Raw genomic sequence first — 15,920 nt, forward strand, 5'->3', positions numbered from 1 at the left:
GGATAGATGTACGCATTAGTTTAGTTCATTCAGGATTGTTGAAGCCCGTTTTTGATAAGGATGACTAGAACTTACTTTAATCGCTTCGGCTATTTTACGGGCATTATCCGTGTCATCTGTTCGTAAATAGCTCAGCAGCATATACCAATCCGCCTTCTGTCTGGTAAGTAAATCCGGTGACTGTTGCGCTAACGAAAGCGATGTAATTGCCTCTTTAGGGCGTTCCAGGGCTAGTAAGGTTAGGCCCCGATAATACGGCACTAGCCGTAAGGAATCGGTCGATAGGGAATCTAATAGACGTAAGGCATTGGCATACTGATCGGCATAGTATTCTGCCCGTGCTTTATTAATTAATTGATTAGTGGCTTCAGCAGAATTGCTACTATCATCTCCCCGGCCTCGGGGCTCAGGCGTATAATTCGCCGTATACAATTGCTGGGGAGAGTCTGTCAAAAGCTGAGGTACGATGAAAAACAGGACAAGCGAAGCCGCTATGCCTGCCATAACGGATATACTTTTGAGGTATGGGTATTGCTCGAAGAATGACTTTTTGACGGAAGGGGATGGGGCTGATTGGCTGATTGACGATTGGCCATCAGGAGCTGGTAATGATGGCTCGTCTGTCAACTTATTTTCAAGTGATGCAACCAGCTGGGCTAGCTCTGGGTTGGTATCGATTAATGCTTCAACTGCAATTCGCTCGTCGTCGGTGAGCATATCATCGACATAGAGTGTTGCAATTAAACGCAGCTTATCCGTTCGGGTTGCCATATTACAATTCCCAATAAGGTTCGCGATCCAGCCCTAGCATAAGCTTCTTCACTTCTCTTTTGAAGGAATTGAAGACCTCCGTTCTGCTATTTCGAAATGATTGTACGTCGGTTGAAAAATAGTTCCCACCTGTTTTCCGGAGCCGTTCGAAAGGTAGAAACTGGGCAGCCATAAACGATTCTGGTTCTAGGCCTTTCTCTGCAAAAGTCCCCATCCTATTCTTGTATTCCTTAAAGGAGTCATTTGACAGGGCTATTACTTCCAGGTATTCCGTTTTATTGTAATAGATGGCAAGTAATATGCGCTCAATAGGAAGCATTTCTTCATAGAAGACTTGGTGGGTATACGCTATAAGTTTTCCTTTTAGGTAATCGTGAACGCGCTCATAATCTTCTTCTTCGGTTAGCTGAGCCTCCTTGTTTCGTACTACTTCGGTGATAGAATTGTGCGTATTCGATGCAGTATCTGTTGTGTCAGATTCGGTAGAATCGCTCTCCGAATGGGTAAGTGCTTGGTTTGAATCTTTCTCTGTATTATCTTGATTTGATGGTGACTTACTTCTTTTTTGGGGCTCCTTTATGGTAAAAACAGTATCGAAAGGCAGTTGGAAATCCTGACTGGATGTAAAAGTAGGTGACCATTGTAAACTTCGAATTCCACTTAGATATGCTCCTAAATGAGTTGTTAATCGTAATGGCTTGTCCTCTCGACTTATTTCCCGGATCAGTTCCTTCCAGAGTTTGGCCTTATTTTGTTCAAGAATATGCTCGTCAACGTCTTGCTCACTGAGTGGTACATTCGGATTAGCTCCAGCCGTTTTACTAAGCTTTTTAAAGAGATAGTCGGTAATATTAAATTCCGCTATCTGTGGATCCTGAGAACCATCTGAGCAGCGCCACTGAAATAGAATTTCCAATACTCGACCTCTGGGATGGGTTGGCTTAAGATTGCCCAACTCATCCTGATTGTGCCGATACTGAGTGAGGCAATACTGTTCAACAAAATACTTACCTATTAAATGATCAATATTGACAGGCTTTCCTGCCTTTGCTAAAGCAATACTTTGCTGGCCGAGGCTTTTTTCTGAAGCGAGCAGTGCATACAACGTATCGTCTTTCATTTGCCAATCGACAACATCGGATACCTGTAGCAAAGCTTTTTCCGAGTCAGAAAAGTACTGAATTACTTTGCTGACGTTTCTTCTACAATCGCTATAATGTAGTTCCCAGAAAAGCGATTGTAGTTCAGATATATCCTCTGACTGATTCGGGTAAAGTTCAGCTAATGCCAGGAAGAGGGCCGTGTTATAACCTTGTCTGAACGCTTTACCAAGCGAGATTCCTTTGTGTGCCGCAACGGTTTTTAACGACTCGAACGAAGCGTCCTTTTTCCAGCTATTGGGTGTAATGTGGCCGTAGCATAGTAGTGCCATTCGATCCCGAACCACTTGTTTGATGGTTTCGGAGCGCAGCTCTTGTTCATGGAAGAAATCTACTGCCTGTATATCTGAACTGTTGAGTAGGTCAGCTATTGCCTTCTGTTGGCGCTCAGAAAGGTTCATATTTTTTTCAGCGTGGATTATTCAGGTAAAATCTGGCCCCTATACCTCTGGGATGTCGAGCAAATAAAGCCTCGCCCGAATCATGTCAAACATACTGAATAATTATTGAAAAATGGAAAGCACGCCAACTTTTAAAAAGTTAATACTAGGCTGGAAATCAGGGCGAAATGTAGATGGAAACAGCCCTTTTGGAGACAAAAAACTACCAGCACAAATCGAGAACGAAAATGGATTAATTTGTCATGATGGCAATAGCCATATGATGACAATTGCTAAAACGGGAGCCGGTAAACATGTTAATACAGCTGCTCCAATCCTGTTGACGTATGGAGGTACCGTTATCGTTCTGGATATAAAGAGAGAATTGTTTCATACAACAGCTCGTACGCGCCGTCAACTAGGGCCAGTTTATCGCTTGGCCCCTTTTGATACTGAGACGGACTCGTTTAATCCATTAGATATTCTGGCTTTCGAAACGAGTACTGACGTTTTGGGACAATTTCTGGCAGAACTCACTGCACTACAGTCAATCAGTATACGAGAAGGCGAATTCTGGTTGACTGCGGCTAAGGATTTATTGGCCGCTTTATTTGCAGTTACGCTCGCAGAGCCAGCAGAAACTCGAAACCTGCGATTCTTAATGAACTATCTCTTTGCGGAAGATATAGTGTATTCGCTGGCGCTATTATTAGATATAAAAGGGAATGAATTACCCCTGATGGCTTATCAGAGCCTATCTACATTTATACAAACTACCGAGAACACGCGTTCGGGTATTTTGGCCACTGCACAGGCTGCATTTAAAATTCTCAATAGTGAAAAAATCTTACGCGCAACCGACCGATCTTCATTTGACATAAGGGCATTGCAGAAAGGTGAAAAGCCTATTACTATTTACCTTCAAATTCCACCTTCTTATCTGGAAAGTCATAGCGCCCTCATCCGAACCTGGATAGGTGCTCTCATGCATGTGATTGCTTCTCGGCAACAGAACCCACAAATAAAGACGCTGTTCCTAATCGATGAATGTGCTGCACTCAAGTCATTTCCTTATCTCAGTACCATGATTACGCTATTCAGAGGTTTCGGCGTAATCACGCATACGTTTTGGCAGGATCTGTCGCTCCTAAAAGCATTTTATGCCAATTGGGAAACCATCGTTAATAACTGTACCCTGCAATTGTATGGTGTGAATAATTATCGGATTGCCAAAGCTATCGAAGAGATTACGGGGGTTCCTGCCACTATACTTGAGTCAATGTCGGCCAATGAACAGCTATTGGTAATGGATGGTAAGTCAGTGATTTGTCAAAAACTAAATTACCTGACAGACGCTCTGTTTACCGGTTTGGCCGACCCAAACCCATTCTACCAGAACACACCCGAAAAAATTTAACTATTTTTTTTATCCCCGAATTATTTGCCGATTACCAGCACCCTATATCCTTGAAGGCAACACTAACTGCCTGGTCTATTATATGTTTAAAGCACTTTCATATTTCGCTCCCTTACTGGGCATTGGTCGCCAGGCGATCAATTGGTTAGAGCCAAACAAAACCAGTCCAGCTGTATCGGCAACTAATTCTGTGGTTATGCCTGATCCACAACCACAGAATCAGCCGCAATCACAACCTGTCTTGGTGACTGCAAAATCTACATCGGACATTTTACCCGTTCACCAATTTGGCAAGCTTCCACATAGTGAAAAGGGTAATAATGATGGGTATGTAATGCACTCAAATGACGGATGTATTAGTGAGGTCAGTGAGACAGCTGCTCAGTTTAAACAGGCTGTTAAAGCCACAAAGCAGGTTCTCAAAATAAAGATCCTGCAAAAGCAATTGGAGATTGCCGATGCCGATCCTCTCCTGTTAGGCAAGAAGGCAAAGCTTGAGTTAGAGCTAAAGAATTTGGAGGAAGAACATAAATACTGGGAAGAACAGGACAAGATGACCCTGTTGCCTGTAACGGACCCGGATTCTGAATTTATGATGATCAGGGATATCTATACGGCTGGTTATCGGGCTGGCTGGAACCGGTATGACGTTGATAAGCGCCTAAGTGAAAATGGTGGACATTGACATTATCTATCACGAAAATCTGACCTCTATTCTGAATAGGATGGAGAATAATCCAAGACAACTATGGTACGGTTATCCTGCTTTTTGATTGGCGAAAACTTCGCCCTGATTCGTAAAAAACCATTCGACGTAACGAACCAGATTACACGCATGGGAATTGCGTTACTCATTCCTGTTCTATTGTGGTTCTGGAACGGATTTTTCCTCGCTCACACAACGCTTCGAAAGCCCATTGGGCTTTCGATTGCAACGGGAATCATTTGTAGCCTTCTGGTATACCTGATTGATCGATTGACGCTTATGGCCCCTAAAGCTTCGGCGTGGATGAAATTTGTCCGCTTGTTATTGGCCATGGCCATTGCGGTAGTGGGCGCAATAGGAGCAGACCTCATCATTTATGAAAACGACATTCATCGAAAGCTTGGGGAAATGTATGAAGCTAAAGTGGATTCTGTAGATCATGCTTTTGACCGTACTGATTCCGTAGACCGTGTAAGACTGACTAAAATAGTCACGCAGAAGCAGGTCAAGCGCGATAGTATTCAGAATCTCTACTTCGATGAAATACAGGGTCGAGGGAGCGGTAGGCCAGGGCGGGCTGACATCGCAAAAGCGATTGAAGTTCAATTAGACACTGCTCGGCGTGAGGTGCAGAGAGCGGAGTGGGCGAAAGATGATTTTATAAATTCCTATGATCATCGGAAGGCAGAAAATCGTAAGCGAGTTGTCACTGAAAATGGCCTTCAGCTTCAGCTCCACCTGCTTCATGGACTAGTGGCCGAATCGTGGTTTTCCTTACTATTTTTTGGTTGCCTGTCGCTCATATTTTTTGCCATGGAATGTACCGTGTTGATTGCGAAATCCAGCCTGGAAAAAACATCCCTTGAGATAGAACGTGAAAGGGCAAAGGAGGCCGACCGAAGGATTAACTGGACCACCAGCTCAACCTGGGCTTCCACCTCGAAAACGTCTGTTTAATTAACTACTCACATTCTCAATTATGGAAACTGGTTTTTATATAATGCTTGCTTTGTTAGTAGTGCCACCCGTAGTAGGGGTGGCACTACTAAAGCGGTTGCCGTTGAATCACCCATTGCGGGTAGCTTTCCATTGGGTCGTTTACTGGTTTCGATGCGAACGCCCACTAGCCTATTGGCGAGAGCCTAAGGTGGTTGACTATGATACTTATGATGCATATCCAAAGCCTGTTAGGAAAAGCTTTCTTTCTCGACTCAGGCAGCGTATAAGTTTTTTGTTTGGTTATCGACCTCGCCCGTATACACCCAACTCGATTGCATCGATGTGGTTTTTAAGCTTTCTAATGAAGCTAAACCCCTGGCCCATCGAACTGACGATCAACAACGAAGGCGTTTTTTTTATTAAACGCTCGTGGCATGGGCTGAAGGTGAGAGAAAAATTTTACCCTCTTAAGCAGATTCGGTCTGTATCGGTACAAGTGATTTTAGGCCACTTCACAGAAATACAGATAAATGTATTGAATGAATATGGGCAAATCACGGCCCTAAAAACAAAAGGTTGGTTTTTTAACCCAACCCAGGCTGGCCTCTTTTTTTTCGAGTACACACGCCTTTCATCATCGGTTTCACTTTACTGAATTAACCTTTTATGGAAAATAAAAAATTCAATGAAGCCTTCCAGAAAGTAGTAATGGGCTACGAAACAGCGGATGGGAAACATATAGTACAGAACCTGAGCAACGACAAAGGAAACTGGGTCGATGGTAAGAATGTCGGGACAGCTTATGGAATTAGCGGTAAGACACTTAACGACGTCTTTTTTAATCGTCCACACTTTGCCGATGGTACACGCAATCCGTATTATCATTCAATCGACCCTACCGGCGCTCAGCAGCATATTTCGGCAGAGAATGTACGTGCCGTCACTCAGGATCAGGCCAGAACAATAGCATTTCATGATATCTGGAACCCAATTGATGGCAATAGCCTGAGCGATAAGATAGCGCCTTCCGTGTTCGATTCCGCGTTCCATAATGGGAATGAGAAAGCAATCAGTCACTTGCAGGCCAATCTGGCTAGTGCTAATCTATATGATGGGGTTATATCAGGTAAAATGAACCCTGCGACGGTTGCGGCTATGAATAAGGTTGATCCGAGCGTACTGTATAACTTTTATCATGATGCACGCGTAGAGGCCTATCAGGGTTCCTCTAGTAGTTACAAAGACAGTTTTGTTAATCGTGTAGAGCAAGAGTTCCCGAAGGAAGCCCTCAATGCAGAACAACAGGCTCACTATCAAGGTATGAGTACGCTGAAAAGTCTGCAGGAATATGTAAATAAAGAGCTAGGCGACAGCTCCGGCAAATCGATCAAGGCCGATGGTATTTGGGGTAAGGAGACAAAAAATGCAATTGACCAGGTTGGTGGGCATTCGGTTGGCCATACCATATCGCCAGAGTTACAACAGCGTTATGTGAACTGGCTGGCTGATCAGTCAAATTCAGGAGAAAAACTAAATCAACCAGCCGCTTCCGCTTCACCAAGTATTGCCACGCATGCTATAGCCACATCCGATTTATCGGCATCAGTACCATCGGTCAGTTCGGGGACCTCAGTAATTTCAACCCTTATTGATAGTAGCGCAAGTAACCAAAGTTCAGCAAGTATTGGGGCTGGCCGGTACGAACCGGGTGCCAGTGATGGGAGCATGAGCAGCAGCGGAGGAAGTGCTGGTTCGGCCAGTCAGGCAAATAGTGGGAGTAGTTCAGCTGGAGGTATTTAAACGCACAAAACGATGGAACTTCAATTTGATCGATTTTTTCAAATTACCGACGAAAGCCAGGCTAAGCAGTCCATGCTGGTTGCCGCCAATTTATTGAAGGATTTTATTGTTCCTGGGAGCTCATTACTTATGGGGCGACGTGCGGGTAATTGGTTCTGGCATATTCATTTGCCTGTTCAGGCTTCACTTCCTTCCAAAGTGACGGTATTGACAAAACACATATCACATGCCTCTCGGCCGATCAATACAAGTCAGCCGGGGTGGGCGTTGCATGGTCGCTTTCGACGAAATGGGCTTGACTCTGAGCAATTCGGTCGCCCTATTCACCAGTTGTTAGATTTTCCTCTTGAATCATTGATGGCACTTGTGCCTACTGATTTTTCTGTCAGAATAAGTTTGTTTGCCAAAGCTGAACCCATAACAGGGCTTAGAGATGCGGCCGTCTATGTTTGCTTATGGTCTGATAACGAAACAATCATTTCGCGTATTGGCCAGTGGATACATGCAAAGGCTGTACCCTATAATCCGAGAAATGCGGCTGCCTATTTTTGCGAAATTGGATTTTCAGAACTGCCTTTTATTATGCGGGTACCTGTCTATTCAGATACCTTTATGCCGCAACTGAAACCAGAGCCATTGTCCGTTATAGACTACCTCAGGAATAACCCGGCAAAGCTAACAAGAGGGCTATTATTGGCCGGGTTACCAGGTTCGGGGAAATCGACGACATTAAAGACTATTTTAAGCCAAACCTTACAAAATGTAAGGGTAGAATCAGTGCTGATTGCTGATGTTAAAGGAGAGTATAAAAACTGGGCACTCAACAATCGAGTTCGCTACCTCTCACCTGGTCAAAATCCATTCTGTTTAAAGGAGTTAAATGTCAATCTGTTCATTCCCCCGGCTAATATCAGGCTTTCTGCCTACCTGGATTCGTTAGCAGTTATACTATCAATCGGAGGTTTTGGGGGGAGTGGTATTCTACTGCCTGGTTACATTAAGATATTTTTAGAGGAATACTATTGTTATTTGCTGCTGCATCGGCTGGATGTTCCAGACTGGCCGGTTGATATACGAGGTCAACGCTTACGACTTCTGAATTGTACAGGCCATGAATTAATGGAGTTATTAGAGGGTGATCGTCGGGTTTTTTCCTATATCAATCGGGATTTATTGAATTTCTGGGAAGAGAATTCGGCCGACATTATCCGGCGTATTTTTGGTAAGTATGGTGGATTGAGTCAGTCAAGAAATGAAATAGCCGACGCTATTGCTTCCAGAATTAACGGATTTGATACGTCTTTTTTACAACATTTTGACAACACTGCATCAGGGACGTCGATCGATCGGTTGCTCAACGAAAAATGGTGTATTGGCCTGAATGGTCTTTCTAAAAGTAATCTGCAATTACTATTGGTCATATTTGCCTTGTTAAATCTTGAGTGTTTACTGGCTGGACCTGAAAAAGCAGAATTATCTCATCTTTTTGTTTTTGAAGAAGCTCACCTGGTTGCTGCTCAAACGGCCCTTTCCGACGATATTCTAACCATTGACGCACTAATTGGGCAGACGCTTGAACGAGCATTAGCTGAAGCTCGATCAAAAGGGTGTAGTATTATTCTGACGGATCAAATGCCTGGTACAAAACTTTTACCAAGTGTTCTGGCTAATACATCGATCAAAGTTTGCCATAATTTATTGGGTAAAGATGGGGAGCTAATGGCCAAAGCGATGGGATTATCATCGGAGACAAATTTTAGTCTGCTTGCTATTGGAGAATGTTTTGTGAAACTGGGCGACGATCAACCGCCTATTCAAACTCGTATACGACTTGTTGAATCTTAACGCAGGTATATCCTATGTTGCCCAAATCGACACGCACAATTTGGAGTATAAATGTGTAGATTAATCGAGTAAGAAGGCGATTTGTCAGCTCACTTCCCGAAAGGTAAATCTTTCGGGAAGTTTCGTTTATGATCTTTGAATAGGCTCTTTAATCTGTCTAACCATGTGTTTTTCTTATTGCTACAATGCCCAATTACCACTGTTGAGTTGCATCATGATAAAGTAACAGGGCGACTGGTAAAATTGGTTTGAGGCATGGCTTTATTTCTTGTCTGGGCAGTAAGTTCGAATCAAGCTCAAAAATCCGGCGTCCTGTTTGATTGAGTCAAAATCGGGATTGGTCAGTATGACAATGGTATCAGTACAAGGGCTTAATTTAAACGATTTCTCCAATTGGAGCAGTGCCTCTTTTGGTTTGCCTTGTCGGGCAAACCATCTGGAAAAGAAATAGGAAGCTTCCGAGGAGTTAGGTGGAGATATTTTTTCCAATCGTTCTCCCAGCTTCCATGCCTCGACGTATCGACCCTGCCGCATGACGGCAACTGCTAATGTCTGAGTGGCGAATATATTAGTCGAATCTTTCTGCAATACTATTTTGGCTTCAGCTTCACCGGCAACAGCATTTCCAGATCTAGTCAAAGATGTCGCCAATAGAGTACGGTGATCAATATTCTCTGGGTTCAACCGAATTGCCTCCTGGAGAGGTGATATCGCTTTGGCTGGTTGATTCAGTTGGTTGTAGGCCCACCCTATTTTAAACAGGTTAACGTCGTTGAACTTGCTATCAGGCATAGTTGAGATTGCCTTGGCAGCCCAATGGATACTTTGATGGTAATCATTCCGGCGCATCGAAATGTCTCCCAATATCGAATAGGCTACAGCCAGTCGATCATTCACTTGGGCGGTGCGCTGAGCCGCAACTGGATAAGCAATGGTATCAATAGCGACCACTCGGCTATACATGTTAAAAGCCATATCGGGCAGACCGATTTGTAAGTACAACCAGCCAGCCTGGTTCGGATAAATAGAATTGGTACTGTCTAGGTCGGATGCCCGGCGGTAGGCTTCGGCGGCAGGTTTAAATTGTCCGGTAAGAATGGCAATTTCATCAATCATTTTCAGCGTTTCGGTACGTTTAGGATTCAGCCAGAATGCTTCGGAAAAAGCAAATTGGGCTTCATCATATCTTTTCTGCCTATAATAGAGATGCCCGGCCACAAACCAAGCATCTTCATCAGTATGCTTAAGTTTTTGAAGACGTAGACAGAGCGATAGCGTTTCGTCAACGTTTTTCTGTTGATTCCATAAACTTCGCATCAACGCACCCAAAATTACTGGATTGTTCGGCTGTATTGCGTCGGCCTTTCGGTAATATTTCTCCGCTTCTTCATAGTTTTTGCGAACTTCGTAGAGTTGTCCGTACCAGCCATACGTAGTCGCTTTGTCAGCACCTAACGAATCGGCCCGAGTAAAACTGAGCCATGCCTGTGTAGTGTCACCTAATCTATAACTTATTTTTCCCAATATGAGGTGTAGATCACTAGATGATGGGTTAGCCTGAACGGCTCGTTGTGCAAACGGTAAAGCAGCCCGGAAGTTTTGGTGCTCCATCTCAAATACACATCGTATAACAAAGCTTAAGTACTGTATAGGCGAGCCTACATAATTTCCTGGACTCAATCGAAGACATTCTTCAGCACTCTCATTCGCCTGACGCAAATCGGCTGGTTGATTTGATTGTTGATAGCGCTGGTAGTATAAAAAACTCCGAAATAAATGAGCTAGCCCAAATGTTGGATAGAAATGAATGAACTTCTCAATTGCGGTTATACTTTCATTTGATTTCTCTTGAGCATAAAAAACGGAAAAAAGCCCAAAATACACTTCTGCATCGGTCGAATCAGCTTTAAGCAGGGCTTGTAATAGATTAATCGCTTTACTATACTGCTTGGTACTTTCGAGTAGTTCGATCAAATCCAGGATTGTTTCTCGCTTGGCCTTTCCGCCACTTTGCCGTTGATATTCGGTCAACGCTTTTTTTCGATAAAACGCTACCTGCTTTTCGTCACCTAATAGATGAAAAATTTCGGCCAAATCAGCCTGTATACTTAAGTCATCAGGGGAAATTTGATGAGCACGCTCATAATAAGTCAGGGCTTTTTGTAGTTGCTTCCGATTTTTATAATCAGTGCCAAGCAATTTCCATAGTGAACTACTATTAGGAATTAACTCCAGGCATTTTTGGAAGTAAACCATCGACGAATCCATCTGGCCCAGTATTGTATTGACAACACCCATTTCCCAATACGTATAAGGCATGTTTGGCTCTAATCGGATGGACTCACGGAAGCGGGTCATGGCTATCCGACTCAGTGTATCGTTCAATTCGTAACGTTCCCGCTTAGTCGTTAATAACCGTTTCCCTTCCAGAAACAGTCGTCGAGCAGTGAGGTACTGAATGAGATTGTGTCCTTCCCCTAGCAAAGCGATGGACGTGTCCATTTCAGCGATGGCAGAGTCGAGTTGGGCGATTGGTATTGACGTTTTAAATTCCTCTCTAACCTTCTCCAACAGCGGACGTAGCAAACTTTCAGTGCGAACTTGCAAAGCTGCCACGAGATTCCGCTTCATTAGACCCCGTAGGTTTTCGTTGTTGAGATTATCAGGTATTTGCCGTAGGTAATCCAGGGCTGACCGGCCAGTAGGATAAAGTAGTTTTTGGTTGCTAATAGCCTGTTCAAAAAGCCCAAATAGGCGCCGGTTAGTCGAATCCTGACCACGAAGCAGATCAGCTTCAAAGCCTTTGGTTTGCGTAGATGTCAGCAGGGAATAGTCGCGGGTTTGGTGCTGTTGATAAACCCTAAGTGAGTCAGGATTGAACGTTCCGATGGGCTCATTGCCTTTTCCACCAAGAATTACTGGGTTTTGAATATGTGGTTTAGCTTTTTCGGGCACAACTGTTTTTAAGTATAATTCCAGTTCTAACTTGGTGATCACGTTATCCTTTTTGGCATTACCCATACCATCGGCCATACCTATCAGTCCATCGACCAGACAGTAGGAAAACAGCCCCCGTCCGTTACCAAATTCTTTTCCTTCAATGGACAGTTCACCCGGTTCACAGGAGAGTATTTTGATCTGCCCTTCCCATTGCTCAATTAGTCCGTTCATCAGTTTACTTCGGCCCTCTTGTCCACCAATTAGCGTAAACGCCCCTGACCGACAGGCATCGGCCATAAACACTACTTGGGCCCCGGCTTGTCTTAGCGAGTCGAGCCAGTGTTTCATATCCCTCAAGTAACACTTATCGAAGGTGGCATTGTAATCCTGACGAGAAGCCCCGTAGAGCAACAGCATTGCATTTTCGGTACTATCATTCCGGGTTTCGATATCGCCATGACCAGCAAAATAGACATACACTCGATCACCTCGATTCACCTTTTTTTTGACTTTTGTCAGTTCGTCGGCCAAGTTGATAAGAGTAGCTTGTTCGTTAGTGAGCGTCACAACCTGAGACTCAGGTACGCCACCGTAACGAACAAGATAATCCGCAAAAATTAGGGCGTCCCGAGATGCAAACTCAAGATTACGCTGGAACTGGTATTTTGAAATTCCCACTACGACACCATAGGCTGTACTCTTTCCCCCGAAATCGGGAGGAGTTGTAGTCTCTTTACCCCGATTGTTGGTGAGGGGCTGAGCGAAAACAGGGATGGTTAAGAGAAAAAGAATGAAGGTTTGAACAACCAGATTGTAGCGATTCAGCATGATGTAGATTATAGTTTTTTCATGTTATTACATTGGGGTTTTCCAACGTAATAAGGGCTCAAACTAATTTTAATAAATTACTCTACTAACATAAAAACAGCCTATTTGAGAGGCTTCTGGATGTCCTCGAGTCGAACCTAGCTTTGGGCATAGGTGCAAGCCTCTCGGATCGACTATTTTAGATTAACCTCCTGCAAATCAATAGTGAAAATTCTGCCATTTCGTTATTGGGTACTCATCATAACCTCTTTATCAGCAGAATCCACCCGCCTATATCCACTGTTGCTCTCGGGCTTTCACTTGCTTCGTACCGATTCGTTGATGTTGAGGCTCATAAATCCATTGGTGTTCAGTGTATATGTCGTCAACTGATAGTGACAGATGCGTGTGAAAAGCGAAAAGAAAAATTTAAAGGTACTTCGCTTAAAAATATAATTTTTCCAGCGTTTAAACAGTAATAACTACTTTATTTTTTGCCGTTCTGCAACGATTTGCTTTTGGTCTTGCAGGCATTGGTGAGAGCTGCTTACAAGTGGTTTTACGTCGATAAGTGGGGTTGGGCAAACCACTAAGCCTAAAGAGAGACGATCACTATTGAAGCCTGTATTGGTGTAATCACTGTGTATGGCCTGAAAGAAGGTGGCAGGTAAACTTTGTTCAGAAATGAAGTTACCAGTATAGCGCAAGGCTGATCCTTTCCAGGCCGCTCACAGATGCCAGCTACATCAGTTGGTTATACCTGTAAAGTTGTTGTAAGAAAGCGAATATGTAGAGCGAGTAATTAGATAAGCGTTGGGGCTAGATTCGGATGCTTTGGCTTCATCGGGATTACCCAGTGCCATGTTATCGTCACGGGTTGGCGTAGTATTATTAGGGGGTGTAACGGACGGCTCTTTGTAATGAGTCAGCGAAAGCAGCAGGAAGAGATCAATTGGGAGTCGAACAGCGTAGTTCATAGGAGAGTTGAGTAGTTGATTTGCCAACTCTGAAAAAGGCTCAATGGTAATGACAAGACAGATTATTCTATCATAGATCAGCCCCGAAGAGAAATCGTTAATTAATTTATTGCCCTAATGGTATTGCCTATTTGAAAGCTTTTGCCTTACCTTTGCATCATGAACGCAATGACGCAATATCAACCCCAACCAAGTAGCTGTCAGTATTGGCACGCTAGGGGTATGGCTATTGAGTAAGTTCAACGACTTTTTCTATAGAAAGCCCCTATCGATCTAATACCGGTAGGGGCTTTTTCATTTCCAGAGTAGTGGTGCAGCGGTAGCATACTTGGTTTGGGACCAAGGGGTCGTCAGTTCGAATCTGGCCTACTCTACAATTCTAATTCCCCCAATTTTGGGGGTTTTAAACTGGCGCTCGGCAACGCGGGAGAGTTGCAGCAGACTGTAAATCTGTTCCTCCGGGTGAGTGGGTTCGAATCCCTCAGCGCCAACTATATTTTATAAGGTCCGTTGGCCAAGCGGTAAGGCAGAAGTCTGCAAAACTTCCACCCTCGGTTCGAATCCGGGACGGACCTCATACGCATCGGTAGCTCAAGCAGGTAGAGCAGCGGTCTCCAAAACCGCAGGTTGGAGGTTCGAGGCCTTCCCGGTGTGCAACATTGGGGTATAGTACAGTGGTAGTACGTCTGATTTTGGTTCAGATCGCGGTGGTTCGATTCCATCTACCCCAACAATGGCTCAGGAGGTCTCAGGTTCGAACCCTGGCAGGGCATCATTTTAGCGAGTTGCCGGAGTGGTTAACGGCTCAATTCGCTGCTCAGTAAGCCATCTTAGGCGGAGAGGATCTCCCTTCGGGAGCACGAAATGATGAAAACCCGCGTAAACGCTCTGTTTAAGCGGGTTTTCATTTCAACACGGTTAATCTTTGTTCAAGTTTGCTTTATTGGGATTACTGAAAGGGTAAAGTTAAGTATGGCCTCAGCCTACAATGTGGCCAGTATGTTTTTCCCAGCTTTTAGCTTCTTCAGTCGTAACAAGGCTTCGATGTAGTAATAATCAGCGTAGTTGATTGAGGCATCGACCTCGCTGTTGTTGGGTTTGTGGCCTGTGCTGTGTAACAGAAAGGTGCGGCTCTGATACGCTGCCGACGACAGTGCATCCAACATTTGTTCGGCTTTGGTGCGGTATTTCGCTGCTTTTGCCTTATCTGGCACCAGGGTCGATAGTTCCAGCAGGGCCGACGCCGTTATGGCTGCTGCCGAGGCATCTTTGGGGGCGTTGGGTATATCTGGCGCGCTGAAATCCCAGTAGGGAATCAGATCATCGGGTAGCTGCTTCAGATACACATCCGACACTTTTTGGGCAAAATCCAGAAATTTCGGATCTCTGGTTTCGCGGTAGGTCATTGTGTAGCCATAAATGGCCCAGCTTTGCCCCCTGGCCCACATGGAATTGTCGGCATAGCCCTGATGCGTAACACCCTTGATCTTTTTGCCGGTTTCGCGGTCATAGACCACCACATGATAGGCGGTATGATCGGGGCGAAAATGGTTGTTCATGGTTGTTGTTGCGTGCGAAACGGCCATATCGTAAAGTCGTTTCCCTCCTCCATTCTTCGACGCCCAGAACAATAGCTCGAGGTTGATCATGTTGTCCATGATGGTGTTGTGCTGCGGCCATTCCATGTTGGGAACGGGGCGCGGCCACGACAGAATTGTACCGACTTTAGGATTGAACAGCGTGGCTAATGTGTCGGCCGCAGCCAGCAGGATTTTTTTGTAGGCCGGGTTATGGGTCAGCCGTAAGCCATTGCCGAAACTGCAATACATTTGAAAGCCGAGGTCGTGGTCGATGGCTTTCTGATAAGCCAATGGAGTCAGTTCGCGGGTAAACGTATCGGCTTTGGCTTTCCATCGGGCATCTTTCGTGTATTCATACAGATACCACAGGGTGCCTGGCCAGAACCCGCTTGTCCAGTCTTTGTAGCCGATGTAATTCCAGGTCGTTTTGCCATTCAGTATGTTACGGGGGAGGTTCGGTAATGTAGCAGGGATGGAAGCGACCGTGCGAGCGGCCTGCCCAACGCAATAGTCCAGTTGCGCAGTGACATTTAGGGCTGGTTGCGGTACAAAAGCCAGCAGGAGAATTACCAGTATATACACTCGGGTGATCTTCATA

At 44.7% G+C, this 15,920-nt stretch carries 10 protein-coding genes and 5 tRNA genes; 10 read left to right on the forward strand and 5 right to left on the reverse strand.

Annotated elements, in window-relative coordinates; all coding sequences use genetic code 11:
- Positions 1-15 precede the first annotated feature (15 nt).
- A complete protein-coding gene (locus tag B153_RS0114855) occupies positions 16-771 on the reverse strand; it encodes a hypothetical protein (protein WP_020597521.1) in 756 nt (251 codons plus the stop codon).
- A gap of 1 nt (position 772) precedes the next feature.
- Entirely contained in the window at positions 773-2,332 is a 1,560-nt protein-coding gene (locus B153_RS0114860; RefSeq protein ID WP_020597522.1) for a hypothetical protein, read from the reverse strand.
- A gap of 112 nt (positions 2,333-2,444) precedes the next feature.
- On the opposite strand from B153_RS0114860, the gene B153_RS0114865 reads away from it, so the two are divergent.
- From B153_RS0114865 to B153_RS0114890, 5 genes are all read left to right on the forward strand, one after another.
- Positions 2,445-3,728, forward strand: coding sequence for a type IV secretory system conjugative DNA transfer family protein (locus tag B153_RS0114865; RefSeq protein WP_020597523.1), 1,284 nt, complete (start codon positions 2,445-2,447; stop codon positions 3,726-3,728).
- An 82-nt stretch (positions 3,729-3,810) separates the two neighbouring features.
- Positions 3,811-4,413: a hypothetical protein gene (locus tag B153_RS0114870; RefSeq protein ID WP_020597524.1), complete on the forward strand. Its 603-nt coding sequence runs from the start codon at positions 3,811-3,813 to the stop codon at positions 4,411-4,413.
- An 84-nt stretch (positions 4,414-4,497) separates the two neighbouring features.
- Complete coding sequence (locus B153_RS0114875; protein WP_157634705.1) at positions 4,498-5,391, forward strand: DUF4407 domain-containing protein; 894 nt, start codon at positions 4,498-4,500, stop codon at positions 5,389-5,391.
- A gap of 648 nt (positions 5,392-6,039) precedes the next feature.
- On the forward strand, positions 6,040-7,173 hold the full coding sequence (locus B153_RS0114885; protein WP_020597527.1) for a glycosyl hydrolase 108 family protein: 1,134 nt from the start codon (positions 6,040-6,042) through the stop codon (positions 7,171-7,173).
- Between the two features lie 12 nt (positions 7,174-7,185).
- Complete coding sequence (locus B153_RS0114890; RefSeq protein ID WP_020597528.1) at positions 7,186-9,018, forward strand: helicase HerA domain-containing protein; 1,833 nt, start codon at positions 7,186-7,188, stop codon at positions 9,016-9,018.
- Between the two features lie 261 nt (positions 9,019-9,279).
- Here the strand turns inward: B153_RS0114890 and B153_RS0114895 are convergent, their stop codons facing one another.
- Together B153_RS0114895 and B153_RS36680 are read right to left on the reverse strand one after the other, a co-directional pair.
- Positions 9,280-12,636 (reverse strand): tetratricopeptide repeat protein, encoded by a 3,357-nt coding sequence (locus B153_RS0114895; RefSeq protein ID WP_169518482.1) that lies wholly within the window; start codon positions 12,634-12,636, stop codon positions 9,280-9,282.
- A gap of 875 nt (positions 12,637-13,511) precedes the next feature.
- A complete protein-coding gene (locus B153_RS36680; RefSeq protein WP_020597530.1) occupies positions 13,512-13,742 on the reverse strand; it encodes a hypothetical protein in 231 nt (76 codons plus the stop codon).
- Positions 13,743-14,044: 302 nt separating this feature from the next.
- Between B153_RS36680 and B153_RS0114905 the strand changes: the two genes are divergently transcribed.
- The 5 genes from B153_RS0114905 (at position 14,045) to B153_RS0114920 (ending at position 14,473) form a co-directional block, all read left to right on the forward strand.
- Positions 14,045-14,116: transfer RNA gene (locus tag B153_RS0114905), tRNA-Pro, on the forward strand.
- A 35-nt stretch (positions 14,117-14,151) separates the two neighbouring features.
- Positions 14,152-14,233: transfer RNA gene (locus B153_RS37665), tRNA-Tyr, on the forward strand.
- A gap of 13 nt (positions 14,234-14,246) precedes the next feature.
- Positions 14,247-14,317 (forward strand) — tRNA-Cys (locus B153_RS0114910).
- Between the two features lie 5 nt (positions 14,318-14,322).
- Positions 14,323-14,396: transfer RNA gene (locus B153_RS0114915), tRNA-Trp, on the forward strand.
- 6 nt (positions 14,397-14,402) lie between these two features.
- A tRNA-Gln gene (locus B153_RS0114920) sits at positions 14,403-14,473 on the forward strand.
- 252 nt (positions 14,474-14,725) lie between these two features.
- On the opposite strand, the gene B153_RS0114925 is transcribed toward B153_RS0114920, so the two are convergent.
- The gene (locus B153_RS0114925; RefSeq protein WP_020597531.1) at positions 14,726-15,919 is read right to left on the reverse strand and encodes a glycoside hydrolase family 88 protein; all 1,194 of its coding nucleotides are present in this window, start codon (positions 15,917-15,919) and stop codon (positions 14,726-14,728) included.
- Position 15,920: the final 1 nt, after the last annotated feature.

Origin of the sequence: Spirosoma panaciterrae DSM 21099, from assembly GCF_000374025.1 — a bacterium.
GTDB lineage: Bacteria > Bacteroidota > Bacteroidia > Cytophagales > Spirosomataceae > Spirosoma > Spirosoma panaciterrae.

Excerpts from the sequence above, each read along its gene's own strand:
- B153_RS0114925 (WP_020597531.1), bottom strand. The coding sequence starts at position 15,919 with ATGAAGATCACCCGAGTGTATATACTGGTAATTCTCCTGCTGGCTTTT.
- B153_RS0114885 (WP_020597527.1), top strand. The coding sequence starts at position 6,040 with ATGGAAAATAAAAAATTCAATGAAGCCTTCCAGAAAGTAGTAATGGGC.
- B153_RS36680 (WP_020597530.1), bottom strand. The coding sequence starts at position 13,742 with ATGAACTACGCTGTTCGACTCCCAATTGATCTCTTCCTGCTGCTTTCG.
- B153_RS0114870 (WP_020597524.1), top strand. The coding sequence starts at position 3,811 with ATGTTTAAAGCACTTTCATATTTCGCTCCCTTACTGGGCATTGGTCGC.
- B153_RS0114855 (WP_020597521.1), bottom strand. The coding sequence starts at position 771 with ATGGCAACCCGAACGGATAAGCTGCGTTTAATTGCAACACTCTATGTC.
- B153_RS0114890 (WP_020597528.1), top strand. The coding sequence starts at position 7,186 with ATGGAACTTCAATTTGATCGATTTTTTCAAATTACCGACGAAAGCCAG.
- B153_RS0114860 (WP_020597522.1), bottom strand. The coding sequence starts at position 2,332 with ATGAACCTTTCTGAGCGCCAACAGAAGGCAATAGCTGACCTACTCAAC.
- B153_RS0114865 (WP_020597523.1), top strand. The coding sequence starts at position 2,445 with ATGGAAAGCACGCCAACTTTTAAAAAGTTAATACTAGGCTGGAAATCA.